The 17,464-nt window shown below is 68.9% G+C and carries 15 protein-coding genes; 9 read left to right on the forward strand and 6 right to left on the reverse strand.

The features are described from left to right. Window positions 1–16: 16 nt before the first annotated feature. Window positions 17–1,498 (forward strand): 30S ribosomal protein S1, encoded by a 1,482-nt coding sequence (gene rpsA, locus ACFV9G_RS21940; protein ID WP_008361841.1) that lies wholly within the window; start codon window positions 17–19, stop codon window positions 1,496–1,498. A 68-nt stretch (window positions 1,499–1,566) separates the two neighbouring features. Here rpsA and ACFV9G_RS21945 read toward each other — a convergent pair whose 3' ends face one another. Then, window positions 1,567–1,710, reverse strand: a complete 144-nt coding sequence (locus ACFV9G_RS21945; protein WP_378729850.1) for a hypothetical protein — start codon at window positions 1,708–1,710, stop codon at window positions 1,567–1,569. An 89-nt stretch (window positions 1,711–1,799) separates the two neighbouring features. Here ACFV9G_RS21945 and ACFV9G_RS21950 point away from each other — a divergent pair, with 89 nt between their 5' ends. The 4 genes from ACFV9G_RS21950 to ACFV9G_RS21965 are packed head-to-tail and all read left to right on the forward strand — an operon-like array spanning window position 1,800 to window position 5,962. After that, a complete protein-coding gene (locus tag ACFV9G_RS21950) occupies window positions 1,800–2,774 on the forward strand; it encodes a helix-turn-helix domain-containing protein (RefSeq protein ID WP_378729852.1) in 975 nt (324 codons plus the stop codon). A gap of 41 nt (window positions 2,775–2,815) precedes the next feature. Continuing rightward, a complete protein-coding gene (gene coaE, locus ACFV9G_RS21955; protein WP_378729854.1) occupies window positions 2,816–3,406 on the forward strand; it encodes a dephospho-CoA kinase in 591 nt (196 codons plus the stop codon). Window positions 3,407–3,448: 42 nt separating this feature from the next. Further along, a complete protein-coding gene (locus ACFV9G_RS21960) occupies window positions 3,449–4,786 on the forward strand; it encodes a glycoside hydrolase family 3 N-terminal domain-containing protein (protein WP_378729856.1) in 1,338 nt (445 codons plus the stop codon). Window positions 4,787–4,822: 36 nt separating this feature from the next. Then, window positions 4,823–5,962: a DNA polymerase IV gene (locus ACFV9G_RS21965; protein ID WP_378729858.1), complete on the forward strand. Its 1,140-nt coding sequence runs from the start codon at window positions 4,823–4,825 to the stop codon at window positions 5,960–5,962. 128 nt (window positions 5,963–6,090) lie between these two features. On the opposite strand, the gene ACFV9G_RS21970 is transcribed toward ACFV9G_RS21965, so the two are convergent. The 3 genes from ACFV9G_RS21970 to ACFV9G_RS21980 all read right to left on the reverse strand — a co-directional run bounded on the left by ACFV9G_RS21970 (window position 6,091) and on the right by ACFV9G_RS21980 (window position 10,818). After that, on the reverse strand, window positions 6,091–7,038 hold the full coding sequence (locus tag ACFV9G_RS21970) for an RNA polymerase sigma factor RpoD/SigA (protein WP_378729860.1): 948 nt from the start codon (window positions 7,036–7,038) through the stop codon (window positions 6,091–6,093). 205 nt (window positions 7,039–7,243) lie between these two features. Then, window positions 7,244–9,358, reverse strand: coding sequence for a S9 family peptidase (locus tag ACFV9G_RS21975; RefSeq protein ID WP_378729862.1), 2,115 nt, complete (start codon window positions 9,356–9,358; stop codon window positions 7,244–7,246). 149 nt (window positions 9,359–9,507) lie between these two features. After that, window positions 9,508–10,818, reverse strand: coding sequence for a DNA polymerase IV (locus ACFV9G_RS21980; RefSeq protein WP_378729864.1), 1,311 nt, complete (start codon window positions 10,816–10,818; stop codon window positions 9,508–9,510). Between the two features lie 136 nt (window positions 10,819–10,954). Here ACFV9G_RS21980 and ACFV9G_RS21985 point away from each other — a divergent pair, with 136 nt between their 5' ends. Further along, entirely contained in the window at window positions 10,955–11,878 is a 924-nt protein-coding gene (locus ACFV9G_RS21985; RefSeq protein ID WP_378729866.1) for a DUF4192 domain-containing protein, read from the forward strand. A gap of 6 nt (window positions 11,879–11,884) precedes the next feature. On the opposite strand, the gene ACFV9G_RS21990 is transcribed toward ACFV9G_RS21985, so the two are convergent. Continuing rightward, the gene (locus tag ACFV9G_RS21990) at window positions 11,885–12,370 is read right to left on the reverse strand and encodes a hypothetical protein (protein ID WP_378729868.1); all 486 of its coding nucleotides are present in this window, start codon (window positions 12,368–12,370) and stop codon (window positions 11,885–11,887) included. 102 nt (window positions 12,371–12,472) lie between these two features. Further along, a complete protein-coding gene (locus tag ACFV9G_RS21995; protein WP_378729870.1) occupies window positions 12,473–12,901 on the reverse strand; it encodes a nuclear transport factor 2 family protein in 429 nt (142 codons plus the stop codon). 117 nt (window positions 12,902–13,018) lie between these two features. Here ACFV9G_RS21995 and ACFV9G_RS22000 point away from each other — a divergent pair, with 117 nt between their 5' ends. The 3 genes from ACFV9G_RS22000 (at window position 13,019) to ACFV9G_RS22010 (ending at window position 17,422) form a co-directional block, all read left to right on the forward strand. After that, a complete protein-coding gene (locus ACFV9G_RS22000) occupies window positions 13,019–13,597 on the forward strand; it encodes an HhH-GPD-type base excision DNA repair protein (protein ID WP_378729872.1) in 579 nt (192 codons plus the stop codon). 138 nt (window positions 13,598–13,735) lie between these two features. After that, a complete protein-coding gene (locus ACFV9G_RS22005; RefSeq protein ID WP_378729874.1) occupies window positions 13,736–15,310 on the forward strand; it encodes an RNA polymerase sigma factor in 1,575 nt (524 codons plus the stop codon). Between the two features lie 141 nt (window positions 15,311–15,451). Next, a complete protein-coding gene (locus ACFV9G_RS22010) occupies window positions 15,452–17,422 on the forward strand; it encodes an N-acetylmuramoyl-L-alanine amidase (RefSeq protein ID WP_378729876.1) in 1,971 nt (656 codons plus the stop codon). Window positions 17,423–17,464: the final 42 nt, after the last annotated feature.

The raw sequence follows: 17,464 nt of genomic DNA on the forward strand, positions 1-17,464 counted from the left end.
GGAAACCACCTCCCTTATGACGAGCACGCTCAACATTCCTCTTCCCGACTACGACGCGCCTCAGGTCGCGATCAACGACATCGGGTCGGAAGAGGACTTCCTCGCCGCGATCGACGAGACCATCAAGTACTTCAACGACGGCGACATCGTGGACGGTGTCATCGTCAAGGTCGACCGGGACGAGGTCCTGCTCGACATCGGTTACAAGACCGAAGGTGTCATCCCGTCGCGCGAGCTGTCGATCAAGCACGACGTCGACCCCTCCGAGGTTGTCGAGGTCGGCGACAAGGTCGAGGCCCTGGTTCTCCAGAAGGAGGACAAGGAAGGCCGCCTGATCCTGTCCAAGAAGCGCGCGCAGTACGAGCGCGCCTGGGGCACGATCGAGCAGGTCAAGGAGGAGGACGGCGTCGTCGAGGGCGCGGTCATCGAGGTCGTCAAGGGTGGTCTCATCCTGGACATCGGCCTGCGTGGCTTCCTCCCGGCCTCCCTCGTCGAGATGCGTCGCGTCCGCGACCTGCAGCCGTACGTGGGTCAGACCCTCGAGGCCAAGATCATCGAGCTCGACAAGAACCGCAACAACGTGGTCCTTTCGCGCCGTGCCTGGCTCGAGCAGACCCAGTCCGAGGTTCGCCACGGCTTCCTGACCCAGCTCCAGAAGGGTCAGATCCGCAAGGGTGTCGTCTCCTCGATCGTCAACTTCGGTGCGTTCGTGGACCTCGGCGGCGTCGACGGTCTCGTCCACGTCTCGGAGCTGTCCTGGAAGCACATCGACCACCCGTCCGAGGTCGTCACCGTCGGTGACGAGGTCACCGTCGAGGTTCTCGACGTGGACATGGACCGCGAGCGTGTCTCCCTGTCGCTGAAGGCGACCCAGGAGGACCCGTGGCAGCACTTCGCCCGCACCCACCAGATCGGCCAGATCGTCCCGGGTAAGGTCACCAAGCTGGTGCCGTTCGGTTCGTTCGTCCGCGTCGAGGAGGGCATCGAGGGCCTGGTGCACATCTCCGAGCTGGCCGAGCGCCACGTGGAGATCCCCGAGCAGGTCGTCCAGGTCAACGACGACGTCATGGTCAAGATCATCGACATCGACCTCGAGCGCCGTCGCATCTCGCTCTCGCTCAAGCAGGCTAACGAGACGGTCACCTCGACCGACGTCGAGGAGTTCGACCCGACGCTCTACGGCATGCCGGCGACGTACGACGACCAGGGCAACTACATCTACCCCGAGGGCTTCGACCCGGAGACGGGCGAGTGGCTCGAGGGCTACGACGAGCAGCGCGCGAAGTGGGAGGAGCAGTACGCTCAGGCCCACGCTCGCTGGGAGGCCCACATCAAGCAGCAGCAGGAGGCCGCCGAGAAGGCTGCCGAGGCCGGCGAGGCCACCTCCTACTCCTCGGGTGGCTCGGTCGACGAGACCGTCTCCGAGGACGAGGGCGGCTCGCTCGCCTCCGACGAGGCGCTGCAGGCGCTGCGCGAGAAGCTGACCGGCGGTCAGTGAACGCGTGAGCTGATGCTCTGAAAAGCACGAATGCCCGGCCCCTTTCGAGGGGCCGGGCATTCGGCTTTCTAGGGGAGCCTGGCCGCAGGCTGGAAGGCCGGGTCGATGGCGTGGGACCGGGGAGCGGCCTTGGGGCGGTCGCCGTGGATCGTGGCGAGCGTGGCGTAGGTGACGAGGGCGAACAGTGCGATGAGGATCAGTGCTGTGGTCATGGCAGTAATTCTTCGCTACCAGGTATTCCTGCCACATTGGCAGAAATGCCTAAGTTGCGTGATTTCCTGCCAACTGGCACCCTTCTGAGGTGCTTAGAAACGTCGCTGCGGTGATCTGGGACGGTGTCGCCCCCTTCGAGTTCGGAGTCGTGTGCGAGGCTTTCGGGCTCGACCGGCGCGACGACGGGGTGCCGTTGCTGGAGTTCGGTGTCTGCTCGCTCGAGCCCGGCTTGGTGCGCTCGAACCTGGGCTTCGGGATCGAGGCCACCTACGGTCTGGAACGGGCCGACGAGGCCGACCTGGTGTGTGTGCCGGCCATGCGCCGGGGCGACCCGGTGCCGCCGCGGATCGCCGAGACATTGCTGCGCGCCTATCACCGTGGTGCCCGGATCCTGACCGTCTGTGGCGGGGCGTTCGCGCTGGGGGCGGCGGGTCTGCTCGACGGGCGTGAGTGCACCACCCACTGGAAGTACACCGACGAGCTCGCGGAGAGATTCCCCGAGGCGAAGGTGGTGCCCGAGGTGCTCTACGTCGATACCGGGCAGATCATCACCAGTGCCGGCACCGCCGCCGGGCTGGACGCGTGCCTGCACATCTGGCGCCAGGAGTACGGCGCAGCGGTCGCCTCCGCCGTGGCCCGCCGCATGGTCGTGCCGCCCCAGCGCGACGGTGGTCAGGCGCAGTTCATCTCCCACCCCGTGCCAGAGGTCGACGCCGAGACGCTCGGCCCCCTGTTGGCCTGGATCGTGGAGAACCTCCACGAAGACCTCGACGTGGACTCGCTCGCCCATCGAGTGCTGATGTCCTCGCGTACGTTCGCTCGCAGGTTCCGCGCCGAGACCGGGGCGACGCCCTATGCCTGGATCACCGCCCAGCGCGTGCGCCGGGCCGAGGAGCTGTTGGAGCGCACCGACCGGTCGGTGGAGTGGATCTCGAGCGAGGTCGGCTTCGGCAACGCAGCGGCCCTGCGCCACCACTTCACCCGGGTGCGGGGGCTCTCCCCGCAGGCCTACCGGCGCCGGTTCGCCTGCAGCGACAGCCTCGACTCGGCCATGCCGGCCTAGGTGGCGCGAGGCGCCGACAACGGCCCTACTAGGTTGGGGCCATGCGCGTAGGACTCACCGGCGGGATCGCCTCGGGGAAGAGCACGGTGTCGGAGCTGCTGGCCGGGTTCGGGGCGGTGATCGTGGACTCGGACAAGATCGCCCGGGAGGTCGTCGAGCCGGGTACGCCGGGGCTCGCCCACATCGTGGCGGAGTTCGGTCCGTCGGTGCTCACCGAGTCCGGTGCGCTCGACCGGGCGAAGGTGGGGGAGATCGTCTTCGCCGACGAGGGCGCCCGGGGGCGGCTCAACGCGATCGTGCACCCGTTGGTCGGGGCACGCTCCACGGAGCTCGAGGAAGCCGGCCGGGCGGCCGGCAAGCTGGTCGTCAACGACATCCCGCTCCTGGTCGAAGTGGGTTACGCGCCCTTCTTCGACGAGGTGATCGTCGTCGACGTACCGGTCGAGACCCAGGTCGAGCGGGCGATCACGCGCGGGATGACCGAGATCGACGCCCGCGCCCGGATCGCCGCGCAGGCCAGTCGCGAGGATCGGCTCGCCGCCGCGACGTACGTCATCGACAACACCGGCACCCTCGAGGACCTCCGCAAGCGGGTGCGGGAGATCTACGACGCACTCGCCGGAACGCGGTGATGAGCGGGTGTTGCTGACATACTCGGCCGCGTGACTGGGGGCATGCACACCGATTCAGAGGATCCGCAGCGTCGTCCGAGGCGGTGGATGCGGCCGGTGATCGCCGGGGCCGTGCTGGCCCTGGCGGCCGGCGCGGGCGCGGCGGCGGTGACCGTCGGAATGCCGACGAGGGCCGAGGAAGAGCCGAACAGGCCGGCCGCCGCCACCACGAAGACCGACCCGAAGAAGGACACCACGCCGCTCGCCTGGGGGCCGACGCGCGGAGAGCTGGCGACCGCCCGCGAGCTGGTGGCGGGCTGGGACGAGAAGCAGCTCGCCGGACAGGTGATCGTCGGCCGCTACCACGGCACCGATCCGGCCAAGGCGGCCAAGATGGTGCGCAAGCTCCACCTCGCCGGGGTCAGCGTGACCGGCGAGAACGTCGTCGACGAGGCCCAGGTGCGTGAGACGACCGCCGCGGTCTCCCGAGCCGTGGCGGCTGATGGCCGCTCGTTCCCCGCGGTGATCGGCGTCGACCAGGAGGGTGGCGTCGTGTCCCACCTGCGCGGCGTGGCCACCGAGTTCCCGGAGTTCGCGCGCACAGGTGACGCCATCGAGGCGAAGCCGCGCAAGGGCGTCACGGCGACGACCGAGGCGGCGCGGACGACGGCGCTCGAGCTGCGCGACCTGGGCTTCACCTGGGCGTTCGCGCCGGTTGCCGACGTGACCGTCGGTGCGGCCGATCCGACGATCGGCTCGCGTTCCCCGAGCGAGGACCCGAGGATCGCCGCGACGGCGGTCTCCGCGGCCGTGCAGGGCTACAACGCCGCCGGTCTCGTCTCGACCACCAAGCACTTCCCGGGCCACGGCGCCGTCACCGGTGACACCCACCTCGGCCTCCAAGAGCTCGACTTCGGGAAGAAGAAGCTCGAGCGCCGCGACCTGGTGCCGTTCGACGCCGCGGTGGACGCCGGGGCGCCGGCCGTCATGATCAGCCACGTCGACGTCAAGGCCGTGGCTCCCGGGAAGCCCGCCAGCATGGCGGCCCCCATCTACGACCTGCTCCGTGACGACCTCGGCTTCGACGGCGTCGCCGTCACCGACTCGTTGGGCATGGGCGCGGTCACGACCACCACCAAGAAGCCCTCGGTGGCCGCCCTCGAGGCCGGCGCCGACCTTCTGCTGATGCCGGCCAACTCCAAGGCCGCGCACCGCAGCGTCGTCAAGGCCCTGCGCTCCGGTCGCCTGGACCGCGCTCTTGTCGAGGACGCCGCCGCGAAGGTCGTTGCCATGCAGATGTGGCAGCAGCGCACCGCCGGTGAGGTGCCGGTTCCCGGTGACGTACGCGAGCAGGCCGAGCAGGCCTCCGCGGCGCTCTCCGAGGCCGCCTCCGAGGGCTGACCCCCTCGCCGCCCTTGTTCGTGGCACCATCGGGGCATGAGCGTGGTGCTGCACGTCGACCTGGACCAGTTCATCGCGGCGGTGGAGGTGCTACGCCGGCCCGAGCTGGCAGGGAAGCCGGTGATCGTCGGTGGGCGCGGGGACCCGACCGAGCGGGCGGTGGTCTCGACGGCCTCCTACGAGGCGCGGGCGCACGGGGTGGGTTCGGGGATGCCGCTGCGGCTGGCGGTACGGAAGTGTCCCGACGCGGTGCTGCTGCCGGTCGACCACGTGGCCTACGACGAGGCCTCCGCGGGCGTCATGGACACGCTGCGATCGCTGGAGTGGGGCGGCGTACCGGTCCTGGTCGAGGTCCTCGGCTGGGACGAGGCGTTCCTCGGACCCGGCCCCGGCCACGGCGACCTCGGCGATCCGGCCGCCTTCGCCCAGGACGTACGCGACATCGTGCTCGAACGCACCCGGCTGCGCAGCGGCGTCGGTGTCGGTGACAACAAGCTGCAGGCGAAGCTCGCCACGGGGTTCGCCAAGCAGCGCGTCGACGGTGCCCTCGCGCGTGAGGCCGGGGCGGGCGGGCACGAGCCCGGTCCGGATGGTCAGCCGCGGGGGACCGGTGTCTACCGGATCACGGGGGAGTCGTGGGACGCCGAGATGGGTCACCGCCCGACCGACGCGCTGTGGGGGATCGGGGCGAAGACCGCGAAGCGGCTCGCCGGCCTCGGGATCGAGACGGTGGCCGACCTGGGCGCGGCCTCGGCGGAGGGCCTGGCCGCCGCGATCGGCCCGACGACCGGTCCCTGGCTGCGCCGCCTGGGTCGTGGCGCCGACTCCAGCCCCGTGGACCCCTCGCCGTGGGTAGCGCGCGGTCACGGCCACGAGGAGACCTTCCAGCAGGACCTCGTCGAGTGGCCCGACATCGTCGCCGCGACCCGCCGCCTGTGCGGTGAGTGCCTCGAGGACGTGCTGAAGGAGGGTCGGCCGGTCACCCGGGTCGAGATCAAGGTCCGCCTCAAGCCGTTCTTCACCGTCACCCGCGGCCACAAGCTCCCCGAGCCCACCCTCGACGCTGATCGCCTCGCCGACGAGGCCGAGGCACTCCTGGAGCGGGTCGAGAAGGACCGCCCGATCCGCCTCATCGGCGTACGCCTGGAGATGGCCCCGCCGCCCGAAGGCTACTGACCGCCGAGGCGTCAGCCCCGTCGGCCGAATTGGCACGCTGGTGACGCCTCGTCCGACCAGGCTGACGTCTCGGCACAGAAAGACTCGGCACCCCTCTTGAGGAGGAGCGCCGAGTCGGTGGGTAAGGATCAGGCAGCGAGGTCGGGGTCGGCGAAGCGGCGCAGCTTCTGCAGGGCCTCGCGCTCGAGCTGGCGTACGCGCTCGGCGGAGATGCCGTGCTTGACGCCGATGTCGGCGAGCTTGTGCTGACGGCCGTCGGTGAGGCCGTAGCGGGAGCGGACGATGTCGGCGGAACGCTCGTCGAGCTGGCCGACCAGCGAGTTGAGCCGCTCGCGCGACTCGACGTCGATGACGTCCATGTCGGGCGACGGTGACGACTCCTGAGCCATCAGGTCACCCAGCGAGGTGTCGCCGTCCTCGTCGATCGGCGTGTCCAGCGAGACGTGGTCGCGGCCCCAGGAGAGCAGGTCGAGGACGCGGTCGATGTCCATGCCGAGCTCGTTGGCGATCTCCTCCGGCTCCGGGTCGCGGCCGAGCTGACGCTCCAGGGTGCGGCGGGCACCGCCGACCTGGTTGAGCTCCTCGACGACGTGGACCGGGAGCCGGACCACACGCGCCTGCTGGGCGATGCCCCGGGTGATCGCCTGGCGCACCCACCACGTCGCGTACGTCGAGAACTTGTAGCCCTTGGTGTAGTCGAACTTCTCAACGGCCCGGATCAGGCCGGTGTTTCCTTCCTGGATCAGGTCGAGCATCGGCATCTGCGCGCGGCCGTACTTCCGCGCGATGGACACCACCAGTCGCAGGTTGGCGTTGATGAACTGACGGGTGGCGCGGTGGCCTTCCTCGGCCAGCCACTCCAGCTCGGCTCGGGTGGCTCCACCGGGTGCCTTCTTGCGGCCGACGCGGCCCTCGGCCAGCAGGTGCTCGGCCATCAGGCCGGCCTCGATCGCCTTGGACAGCTCAACCTCTTTGGCAGCATCCAGGAGCTCGTTGCGGGCGATCTCATCGAGATACAGCCCGACGCTGTCACGGCCCTCGATCTCTCGGGTGGCAGTGGCGGTGCGTGTCGCCATGGGAACCTCCTCACGGTGAGGTTTGTGGCCTCACGGTGGTTTCAACGCTTCGCCCCTCCCAGGTGTTCCCTGGTAGAGCGCCTTGTCATCGAATCCGTCTTCGATCTCTTGTCCGGTTCGACGTACGCCGCGGGCGATAAGTTGCATCATGAGGTGAATCTCAGGGGTTTCTCATGGAGTACCCCGAGATTCCCGCAGATATGCCCTACGAAGAGGTCACCTGGTCGATCATCCAGGCAAGGCTGAACGCCCGGTCCTCCCACGCCTTGTAGCGCCCCGAGACTCCTCCGTGTCCGGCCGCCATCTCCGTCTTCAGGAGTACGTCACCAGGATTCTCTGCCGTCGCGCGCAGCTTGGCGACCCATTTGGCGGGCTCGACGTAGAGCACCCGGGTGTCGTTGATGCTGGTCTCGGCCAGGATCGGCGGATAGTGCTGGGCGGTGACGTTCGTGTAGGGGTCGTAGGAGGACATGTAGTCGTAGGTCTCCTTGTCGGCCTCCGGGTTGCCCCACTCGTCGTACTCGGTGACCGTCAGCGGCAAGGAGGCGTCGAGCATGGTGGTCAGCGCGTCCACGAACGGCACCGCGGCGACGACCGCGCCGACGGCGTCGGGCGCCTGGTTGGCGACCGCGCCCATCAGCAGCCCGCCGGCGCTGCCGCCCTCGGCGATGATCGTCTGCGGCGTCGACCAGCCCGACTCGGCGAGGTGACGCGCGCAGGCGATGTAATCGGAGAAGGTGTTCTGCTTCTTCAGCATCTTCCCGTCGTCGTACCAGCCCCTGCCCATCTCGCCGCCGCCGCGGATGTGGGCGATCGCGAACCCGATCCCACGGTCCAGCAGGCTCAGCCGGGCGATGGAGAAGTAGGGGTCCATACTGGCCTCGTAGGAGCCGTAGGCGTAGAGCAGCACCGGGATCGGCCCCGACTCGTGGAGCCCCTTCTTCGCCACGATCGAGATCGGCACCCGTACGCCGTCCTCGGCCGTCGCCCACAGCCGGTGCTCCTCGTAGTCGTCGCGGTCGTAGTCACCGAGGACCGGGGCCTGCTTGAGCAGGGTCAGCTCGCGGCTGCGTACGTCGTAGTCGTAGACGGAGGCCGGGGTGCGCATCGTCGTGTAGCCGAGCCGCACGACCGGGCTCTCGAAGGTGGGGTTGGAGCCGGATCCGATGGTGTAGAGCTCGTCGTCGAACTTCACCAGGTAGTCGTCGGCCACGCCGTTCTCGCCGAGCTCCAGGATGCGGAGCTGGGTCAGGCCGTCGCTGCGCTGGTGCACGACCAGGTGGCCGGCGAACGCGTCGACGTCCTCCAGGCGTACGCCCTGGGTGTGGGGGACGAGCGGCTGCCACTCGGTCCGCGGGGTCGGAGCGATCGGCGCGGTGGCGATCTCGAAGTCGGGGCCCGAGGCGTTGTGGGTGACCAGGAAGACGTCCTCGCCGGCGATGGTGGCGTGCTCCACGGAGTATTCGACGCCCTCCTCACGGGCGGCGAAGACCTGCCAGCCGGCGTCGGGGTCGTCGAGGTCGAGGAAGCGGTACTCGGCGGTGATCTTCGCGGCGGTGCCGATGAACATGAACCGGTCGGACTTGGTCCGTCCCACGCCGACCCAGAACCGGTCGTCGGTCTCGTGGAAGACCAGCTCGTCCTCGTCCTGGCTGGTGCCGAGGCGGTGGCACCAGATCTTGTCGGCGCGCCAGGACTCGTCGGCGGTCGTGTAGAAGAGCGCCGAGGAGTCGCGGTCCCAGGTGGCGCCACCGTGGACGTTGGTGAGCTCGTCGTCGAGCAGCTCGCCGGTGGTGAGGTCCTTGACGCGTACGGTGTAGCGCTCGTCGCCGGCGACGTCGGTCGCATAGGCGAGGAGGGTGGTCGAGGGGCTGACGGAGGAGCCGCCGAGGCTGAAGAAGTCGTGGCCCTCGGCGAGCGCGTCGAGGTCGAGGAGCACCTCTTCGCCGGTCACCTCGTCGGGGTTCGGCGGGGTCCAGTCGTCGGGGTCGGTGGCCTTCACCCGGCAGCTGGCGCCGTATTGCTTCCCCTCGAAGCTGCGGCCGTAGTACCAGTAGCCGCGCGACCGCGTCGGCACGCTCAGATCGGTCTCGAGCGTGCGCGCCTTGATCTCCTCGAAGATCTGGGTGCGCAGGTCGGCGAGGTGGTCGGTCTGCTCCTTGGTGTAGGCGTTCTCGGCCTCGATGTAGGCGATGACCTCGGGGTTCTCCTTCTCCCGGAGCCACTCGTAGTCATCAGCCCGGGTCAGGCCGTGGAACTGCTTGGACGAGGGCTTCTTGGGGGCGATCGGCCAGGGCGTCGAGGAGAGGGCGGCAGACATGAACGAGACCCTATCCCCGCGACCCTCGAAGCCCCGAGCGCAGGACCGGCGCGCCGGGCGCATCGCGAGGCGCTATCGCACACCCCGGTCGCTCCGCGCGATACCGCACCCCATCGCCGCGAAGGCGAGTCCCGAGCCGGGGGAGGGACTCAGGACTCGGTGAGCGGCCGCAGGTCGGGGTCGTCGGCGGCGTAGGACCGCACCGGCCCGGCAGGAGTCTCGGCGGTCTCGAAGCGCACGGTCACGACGCCGCGTCCCGAGCCCCAGACCCAGCCCCGGCCCATCTCGGCGTGGACGACGTCCATCCCGGCCGCCCAGGTGGGCCGGCGCACCGGCTCGGGCAGGGGGAGGTCGGGCTCGGCGTCCTCGTCGGTGTCGTCGCCGAAGAGGTCTTCCTGGATCCAGTCGGCGAGCCCGGAGACGCCGACCCCGAGCAGGCGTACGCCCCCGGCCGTCTCGCCCGCGGTGAAGAGCTCACCGAGCAGGGCCCTGGCGAGGCGGGCGATGGCGCCGGCCTGGTCCGTGGGGGCCGGCAGGGTCGTGGAGCGGTTGATCGTGGTGAAGTCATAGAGCCGCACCTTGATCGTGATCGTGCGGCCCGAGAGACCGTTCTTCTTGAGCCTCGCCGCGACTTCGCCCGACTGCCGGGTGAGGATCTGCTCCATGAGCGGCCGGTCGGTCAGGTCGGTGTCGTAGGTGCCCTCCACACTGACCGACTTGGTCTCGCGCTCGGGCTCGATGCGGCGGTCGTCCTGGGCTCTGGCCAGCTGGTAGAGGTTGGTGCCGTGGGACCTGCCCACCAGGCGTACGAGCTCCTCGACGCTGACCTGCTCCAGATCGGCCACCGTGTGGATGCCCGCGCGGCGCAGGCGCTCGGCGGTGGCAGGGCCGACGCCGGGGATCACCTTGACGTTCATCGGGCGGAGCAGGTCGAGCTCGGTGCCGGGCGCCACCACGACGAGGCCGTCGGGCTTGTCGAGGTCGCTGGCGATCTTCGCGATGAACTTCGAGCTGGCCAGACCGACGCTGGCGCTCAGGCCACCGGTGACCTCGGCGACCTCCTCGCGGATCCTGGAGGCGGTCTCGGTGACGGTCTCGACCTCGAGGTCGGAGAGGTCGGCGGCGGCGAGGTCGACGAAGGCCTCGTCGAGCGAGAGCGGCTCGACGAGCGGGGACAGATCGCGCAGGATCCCGAAGACCTGCTCGCTGACCTTCTTATAGGCATGGAAGCGGGGGTAGAGGAAGGCGGCATGGCCGCACAGCGCACGGGCCTCGCGGGTCGACATCGCCGATCGGACGCCGAATGTCCTGGCCTCGTAGGAGGCGGTGCTGACCACGCCGCGTCCGCCGATGCCGCCCACGACCACCGGCTTGCCGCGCAGGGACGGCTTGTCGCGCTGCTCGACCGAGGCGAAGAACGCGTCGAGGTCGAGATGCATCACCGACGCGTGCGCTCTCATGGTGGCAACCTATCTGGCGGCGGGGACAGTCTGTTTCGGGCCGTTGACCATCCACAGGAATGATTGGGGAGGCGGTTGTTCACAGGCACGGTTATTGGCGCCGAAACTGTCGGTGGGTCGCGGCGATCGTGGTCGCATGACCACGAAACTCTCCATCGCCCGTCCCGAGGACGTCCTGGCGGCAGTTCCCGTCCTGCTCGGCTTCCAGCCCGAGAAGTCGCTCGTCATGCTGACCTTCGGCGGTGAGCATCAGGTCCACGGCAGGATCGACCTACCTCCGCCGGACGAGGTCGAGACCTGCCTGGACAGCCTGCTGCTGCCCGCCGTCCGCCACCAGGTGCGCGGCGTCCTGCTCGTCCTCTACGACAGTGGCCCGCGCTTCGGGGTGAAGCTCGCCCGCCGTCTCGCCGAAAGGCTCGCCGAGTGCGAGATCGACCTGATCGGGTGCCTGCGGGTGCAGGACGGCCGCTGGTTCGACCCGCTCGGGTTCCACGGCGTTCCCGACGACGGCGTGCCGTTCGACGTCGGTGCGCATCCGTTCCGCGCCCAGGCGGTCTACGACGGCCATCTGGTGCGCCGCTCGCGCACCGAGCTGGCCGCCTCGATCGCGGCAGTCCCCACGGCCGTCGCCGAGACCGAGGCGGCGCTGGGGCAGGCGGCGTCGATGAAGATCTACGAGGTCGGCCGGCTGGTCGACGACGCGGTCGCCGGGACGATGCTGTCGGCCGGTCAGATCGCCTCGCTGCTGCTCGCGCTGCGCGACCCGCAGCGGCGCGACGCCGCCTGGGGTGGGATGACCCGGGAGGAGGCCAGGGCTCACGTGCGTCTGTGGACCGATGTCGTACGCCGCAGCCCCGACGACCACGTCGCCCACCCGGCCGCGGTGCTGGCCTTCGCCGCCTGGTTGGGCGGCGACGGCGCGCTCGCCTGGTGTGCTCTCGACAGGTGCTTCCGGAGCGAGCCTCACCACGGTCTCGGGGTGCTGGTCGCGCAGATGCTCGATGGTGCCGTTCCTCCGACGGCCTGGGAGGAGGCGCTCCGGTCGGACCGTCCGGCCTAGCTGCACCTAGTCGTTGCGGTAGCGCAGCCGCTTCCACCGGCGACTCAGCCCCGAGCGCGGGTCGAGCCACGCGTTGCGGGTCACCACGACGTACGTCAGGGGTGCTCCGATCTCCCGGAATGCCTGCCGGGCGGCGGCGAGCCAGCGGAGGTCGACGTCCTCGATCTCCAGGTCACCGGCGCCGATCTCCTCGGGCTTCGCTGCGGTCGAACGAGTCAGCCACACGATCGGGTCGGGCACACCGACCCGGCGGCGCATGCTGTGGATGATGTCGGTGCGCAGCCACGGGTCGGTGGGCTCGTCCTCGCGATGCGCGTGGGCGACCTCTTTGCCGCCGGGGATGCCGAGATGGACGAGCGCCAGGAACGAGCGCCGGTGCTCGGTCGCGGTGTGGTCGAGCACAGCACGTCTCAGCCGCTTCTCGAGCACTGGCGAGAGCGGCTCGTGCAGCCCTTCGACGGATGTCTCGGACAGGGCGGGCATGGAGGCCATGGCCCTAGCGTGCAACGGATACCTGATTCACGCGAACCGCTTTCCACAGGCTCGGCGCGTACGTGATCTCCCGAACCCTCGGCGAAGATCCGTCGTAGGCGCTCACGTCCGCGAGGCAGATCCGGCGAACATGTCGCGATGCCCGCGGGCGGTGTCCATGTACTCCCGGACTCGGTGGATGAGCCCGTCTCGCAGCTCGAAGACGAAGCAGTAGTCGTTGGTGTAGGAGTTCCCGTTCGCCAGGATCGCGCTCATCGTCTCCTCCACGATCACCCGGTCGCCATCGGCGTAGATGCCTCGGAAGTCCACGACGACGTCGCGCACGAACAACCGACCGAAGTCATGGGCGAGAAAGCGGGTGATCGCATCTCGGCCGACGATGTGGCTCGACGCGCCGAGAGCGACCGCCGTAGCGTTCCCCGCGGGGGCGAGCCACTCCGCGTCGGCGGTGAAGAAGGATGCGATCTCAGCGGCGTCATGACTCGCGAATGCGCGCCAGGCCGCTTTGATTCTGTCCCGATTGTCTGTCATCGCGCGAGCGTAGCGCTGGGCTGCCGACGTGGCTGGCGGAGAACGGACATGGTCATCCGCTGCCCAGGTCTCCGGGATGCTGCGACGACCGCGCGCCACGTCACGAGATGAGGCAGGATGTTCCTTATGCCTTCTCTCCACATCACCGGCGACGAGGCCGCCGACAAGCTGCTCTCCGAGGATCCGTTCGCGCTGCTGCTGGGTATGGCCCTGGATCAGCAGTATCGGATGGAGGATGCGTTCAAGGGAGGTCACAAGCTGGTGACCCGCCTCGGCCATCTGGATCCCGCCAAGATCGCCGAGATGGACCCCGAGGAGTTCAAGACGATCGCGTCGACGCCGCCGGCGATCCACCGGTTCCCCGGATCGATGTCGGCGAAGGTGCAGGGCATCGCGACGATCGTCACCAACGAGTACGGCGGCGACGTCACCCGGCTGTGGACCGAGGCCGCCAGCGGCAAGGACCTGCTCAAGCGGATCCAGGCGCTCCCCGGCTTCGGGAAGCAGAAGGCGCAGATCTTCGTCTCGCTGCTGGCCAAGCAGCTGGGAGTGCGGCCCGATGGCTGGCAGGAGGCCGTCGGTGACTACGCACTCGACGGTTACCGTTCTGTGGCTGACGTCGTCGACGTTGCGTCGTTGCAGAAGGTACGTGACTACAAACAGCAGAAGAAAGCCGCAGCCAAAGCAGCCGGATGAGTTGCTGGGGGACATGATGCCCCGGATGGGGATTGTTCACCACCATCGTGGCAGAATGAATCTGCGGCTCTTGACGACCCCGGGCCCTGCCGCGCCCAAACTCAGTTTTGATAAGTCTCGACCAAGTTCGACGGAGAGGTGTTCGTGTCCTCGAACGCGCGCAAGATACCCGCTGAGGTACTCGCCCACCCTGCCGTGAAGGCACTGATCGACCAGGCCAAGCCAACCGGACGGGTCAGTCCCGACCAGGTCCGCCAGGCCAGCGAGGATGCCGCGGTCGAGCCCAGGCACCTCAAGGCACTGCTCGGTCACCTGAGCACGCTCGGCATCTCGGTGGACCTCGGCACCGCCGTCACCGGCCGTGCCGCGGCGGCGACGACCTCGACCCGCAAGACGACCACGGCCAAGGCGCCGGCGAAGAAGGCCGCCGCCAAGAAGGCGGCGGCTGAGCCCGCCAAGCAGGCCACCGAGGTCGCGGCGAAGAAGGCCGACGAGCCCGGGCCGAAGAAGACGACCGAGATCGACGAGGACGGCGAAGAGATCGTCCTCGAGGACGTCGAGGTCGATGTCGACGACATCGAGGACGACGACTCGGACAACGACACCGACGAGGCGACCCCGGTCGTCCAGCTCGGTCCCGACGGCAAGAAGGTCCTGCCCGACATCCCCGACGAGCAGTTCGAGAAGGATGTCGCCGCCGATCCCACGATCAAGGAGGACGAGAAGGAAGCCTCGAAGCAGAGCTTCGTCGTCTCCACCTCCGACGACACCGACGAGCCCGAGCAGACCGTCATGGTCGCCGGCGCGACCGCCGACCCGGTCAAGGACTACCTCAAGCAGATCGGCAAGGTCCCGCTGCTCAACGCCGAGATGGAGGTCGAGCTCGCCAAGCGGATCGAGGCCGGTCTCTTCGCGGAGGAGAAGCTCGGGAAGGGCGGCAAGATCACCCCGAAGATCCTCGACGAGCTCGAGTGGATCGCCGAGGACGGCAAGCGCGCCAAGAACCACCTCCTCGAGGCCAACCTTCGACTCGTGGTCTCGCTGGCCAAGCGCTACACCGGCCGCGGCATGCTCTTCCTGGACCTGATCCAGGAGGGCAACCTGGGTCTGATCCGTGCGGTCGAGAAGTTCGACTACACCAAGGGCTACAAGTTCTCGACGTACGCCACCTGGTGGATCCGTCAGGCGATCACCCGCGCCATGGCCGACCAGGCCCGCACCATCCGCATCCCGGTGCACATGGTCGAGGTCATCAACAAGCTCGCGCGCGTCCAGCGCCAGATGCTCCAGGACCTGGGCCGCGAGCCCACCCCGGAGGAGCTGGCCAAGGAGCTCGACATGACCCCCGAGAAGGTCATCGAGGTCCAGAAGTACGGCCGCGAGCCGATCTCGCTCCACACCCCGCTGGGTGAGGACGGCGACTCCGAGTTCGGCGACCTGATCGAGGACTCCGAGGCGATCGTCCCGGCCGACGCGGTCTCCTTCACGCTCCTCCAGGAGCAGCTGCATGCGGTGCTCGACACGCTCTCGGAGCGTGAGGCCGGCGTCGTGAGCATGCGTTTCGGCCTGACCGACGGTCAGCCGAAGACTTTAGACGAGATCGGCAAGGTCTACGGGGTCACCCGCGAGCGAATCCGCCAGATCGAGTCCAAGACGATGTCGAAGCTGCGACACCCGTCCCGATCGCAGGTTCTGCGTGACTATCTCGACTGAATCTGGCTAAGATCTGCGCGAACGCCTTCCCGGACTTCTGGGAGGGCGTTCGCCATTTCCGCAGACTCGCCCGCCACGACTGCGGATTGGGCTAGGTTGCACGGGTCGGTTTTTCCGCGTCCCGGGAGGTTTCTCGTGCCTATGCGTCTCTCACGTCCATACCGGCCGGCTCTGGCCGCGGCCGGAGCACTGCTCGGCGGTCTGCTCGTCGCCGTGCCGATCACAGCGGTTGCCTCGGCGTCGGAGCCCGACTGGAACGCCTGCCTGGAGGGCACCGCCGACCGGCAAGCCGTCTTCGATCGGGCGGCCGAGACCAGCGGGGTGCCGGCCGAGGTGCTGCTCGCGGTCTCCTACATGGAGTCGCGCTGGGATGCCCACGGGGAGGCGCCGAGCACGTCTGGCGGCTACGGCCCGATGCACCTGACCGACCTGCCGGCCCTGGCGAAGGACACCGAGGCCCACCCCGACCCGCTCGGAAAGGGCGACGGCTCCAACCTGCCCGCAGCCGCCACTCGCCAGCGCGAGGAGGCGGTCAGGCTGGGGGAGGTCGAGACGCTGCGTACGGCCAACGACATCACCGGGATCCCGGTCGCCGACCTGCACGAGGACGCGGTCGCCAACATCTGTGGTGGCGCCGCCGTGCTGGCCGACTACCAGGAGGCTGCCGGCGGGGCCGAGAGCCTGGCGGACTGGAGTGCGGCAGTCGGTCGCTACAGCGGGGCCGCCGACGAGGCGACGGCGCTCAAGTTCGCGCGGCAGGTGTTCGCGACGCTGAGCGCGGGGGAGTCGCGTACGACCAACGACGGCCACCGGGTCACCTTGGCCGCGAAGCCGGTCACCGCCAGCGAGGAGGCGATCGGACGGCTCGACCTCGCCGAAGCCGATGCCGATGCGGCGGAGACGGTCGAGTGCCCGGCGGTGCTCGGCTGCGAGTCGCTGCCGGCGCCCTACGAGCAGACCGGCGACACGGTGGGCGACTACGGCAACCACGACCTCGGCAGCCGGCCCGAGGAGGGCTCGGTCGACTACATCGTCATCCACGACACCGAGACCTCCTACGACGGCACCGTGAGGCTGGTCCAGGACCCGACCTACCTGGGCTGGCACTACACGCTGCGCTCGGTCGACGGCCACGTCGCTCACCACATCCCCGGCAAGGACGTCGGCTGGCACGCCGGCAACTGGTACGTCAACAGCCACTCGATCGGGCTGGAGCACGAGGGCTACGCCGCGAACGGAGCCTGGTACACCGAGGCGATGTACCAGACCTCGGCCACCCTGGTCGGCTACCTGGCCCAGAGCTACGGGGTCCCGCTGGACCGGGCCCACATCATCGGCCACGACCAGGTCCAGGGCGTCGCGCCGGCCAATGTCGCCGGGATGCACTGGGACCCGGGCCCCTACTGGGACTGGAGCCACTACTTCGACCTGCTGCGGTCGCCGATCAAGCCCGACAGGAAGTCGCGCAGCGAGATCTGGACGGTCAACCCCGACTTCGACACCAACACCGGCAACGTGATGACCGGCTGCACGGAGGCAGGCGTCCCGTGCCCGAGCGACCGGGGCACCAACTTCGTCAACGTCTACGCCGAGCCCTCCACCGACGCTCCGCTGCTGCCGGACACCGTCGTCGGCGGCTCCGCCAAGGTCTCCAACTGGGGTCCGCGCCTGGCGGCCGGGCAGAAGGTCGTCGTCAACGACCGGACCCGGCCGACGTGGTGGGGCGTCTGGTTCGGTGGCAAGCAGGGCTGGATCCAGAATCCCCGCGACGTACTCCTGCCCTCCGACGGCAAGGTCGTCACCCCGAAGGCGGGCACCACCGCCAAGATCTACGGGACGGCCTATCCCACGCAGGCGAGCGACTACCCCGCAGGGGTGACGCCGCGGACGATCGCCCCGCTGCAGTACACCATCCCCGCCGGCCAGAAGTACGTCCTGGCCGACGCCAGGATCCCGACCGACTACTACAAGGCGAACAACTTCAACTGCGCCACGGTCGACGGCGTCCCGGACTGCATCGTGATCAGCGGCGACACGACCTACTACCAGATCTGGTTCAACCACCGGATCGCGTACGTCATGGCCGACGACGTGACAGTCACCAACGGCTGACCGACACCCAGCCGAGACCGCAGGAGATGCGGCCGAGAATGT

The organism is Nocardioides sp. NPDC059952, from assembly GCF_042730435.1.
Classification (GTDB): domain Bacteria; phylum Actinomycetota; class Actinomycetes; order Propionibacteriales; family Nocardioidaceae; genus Nocardioides.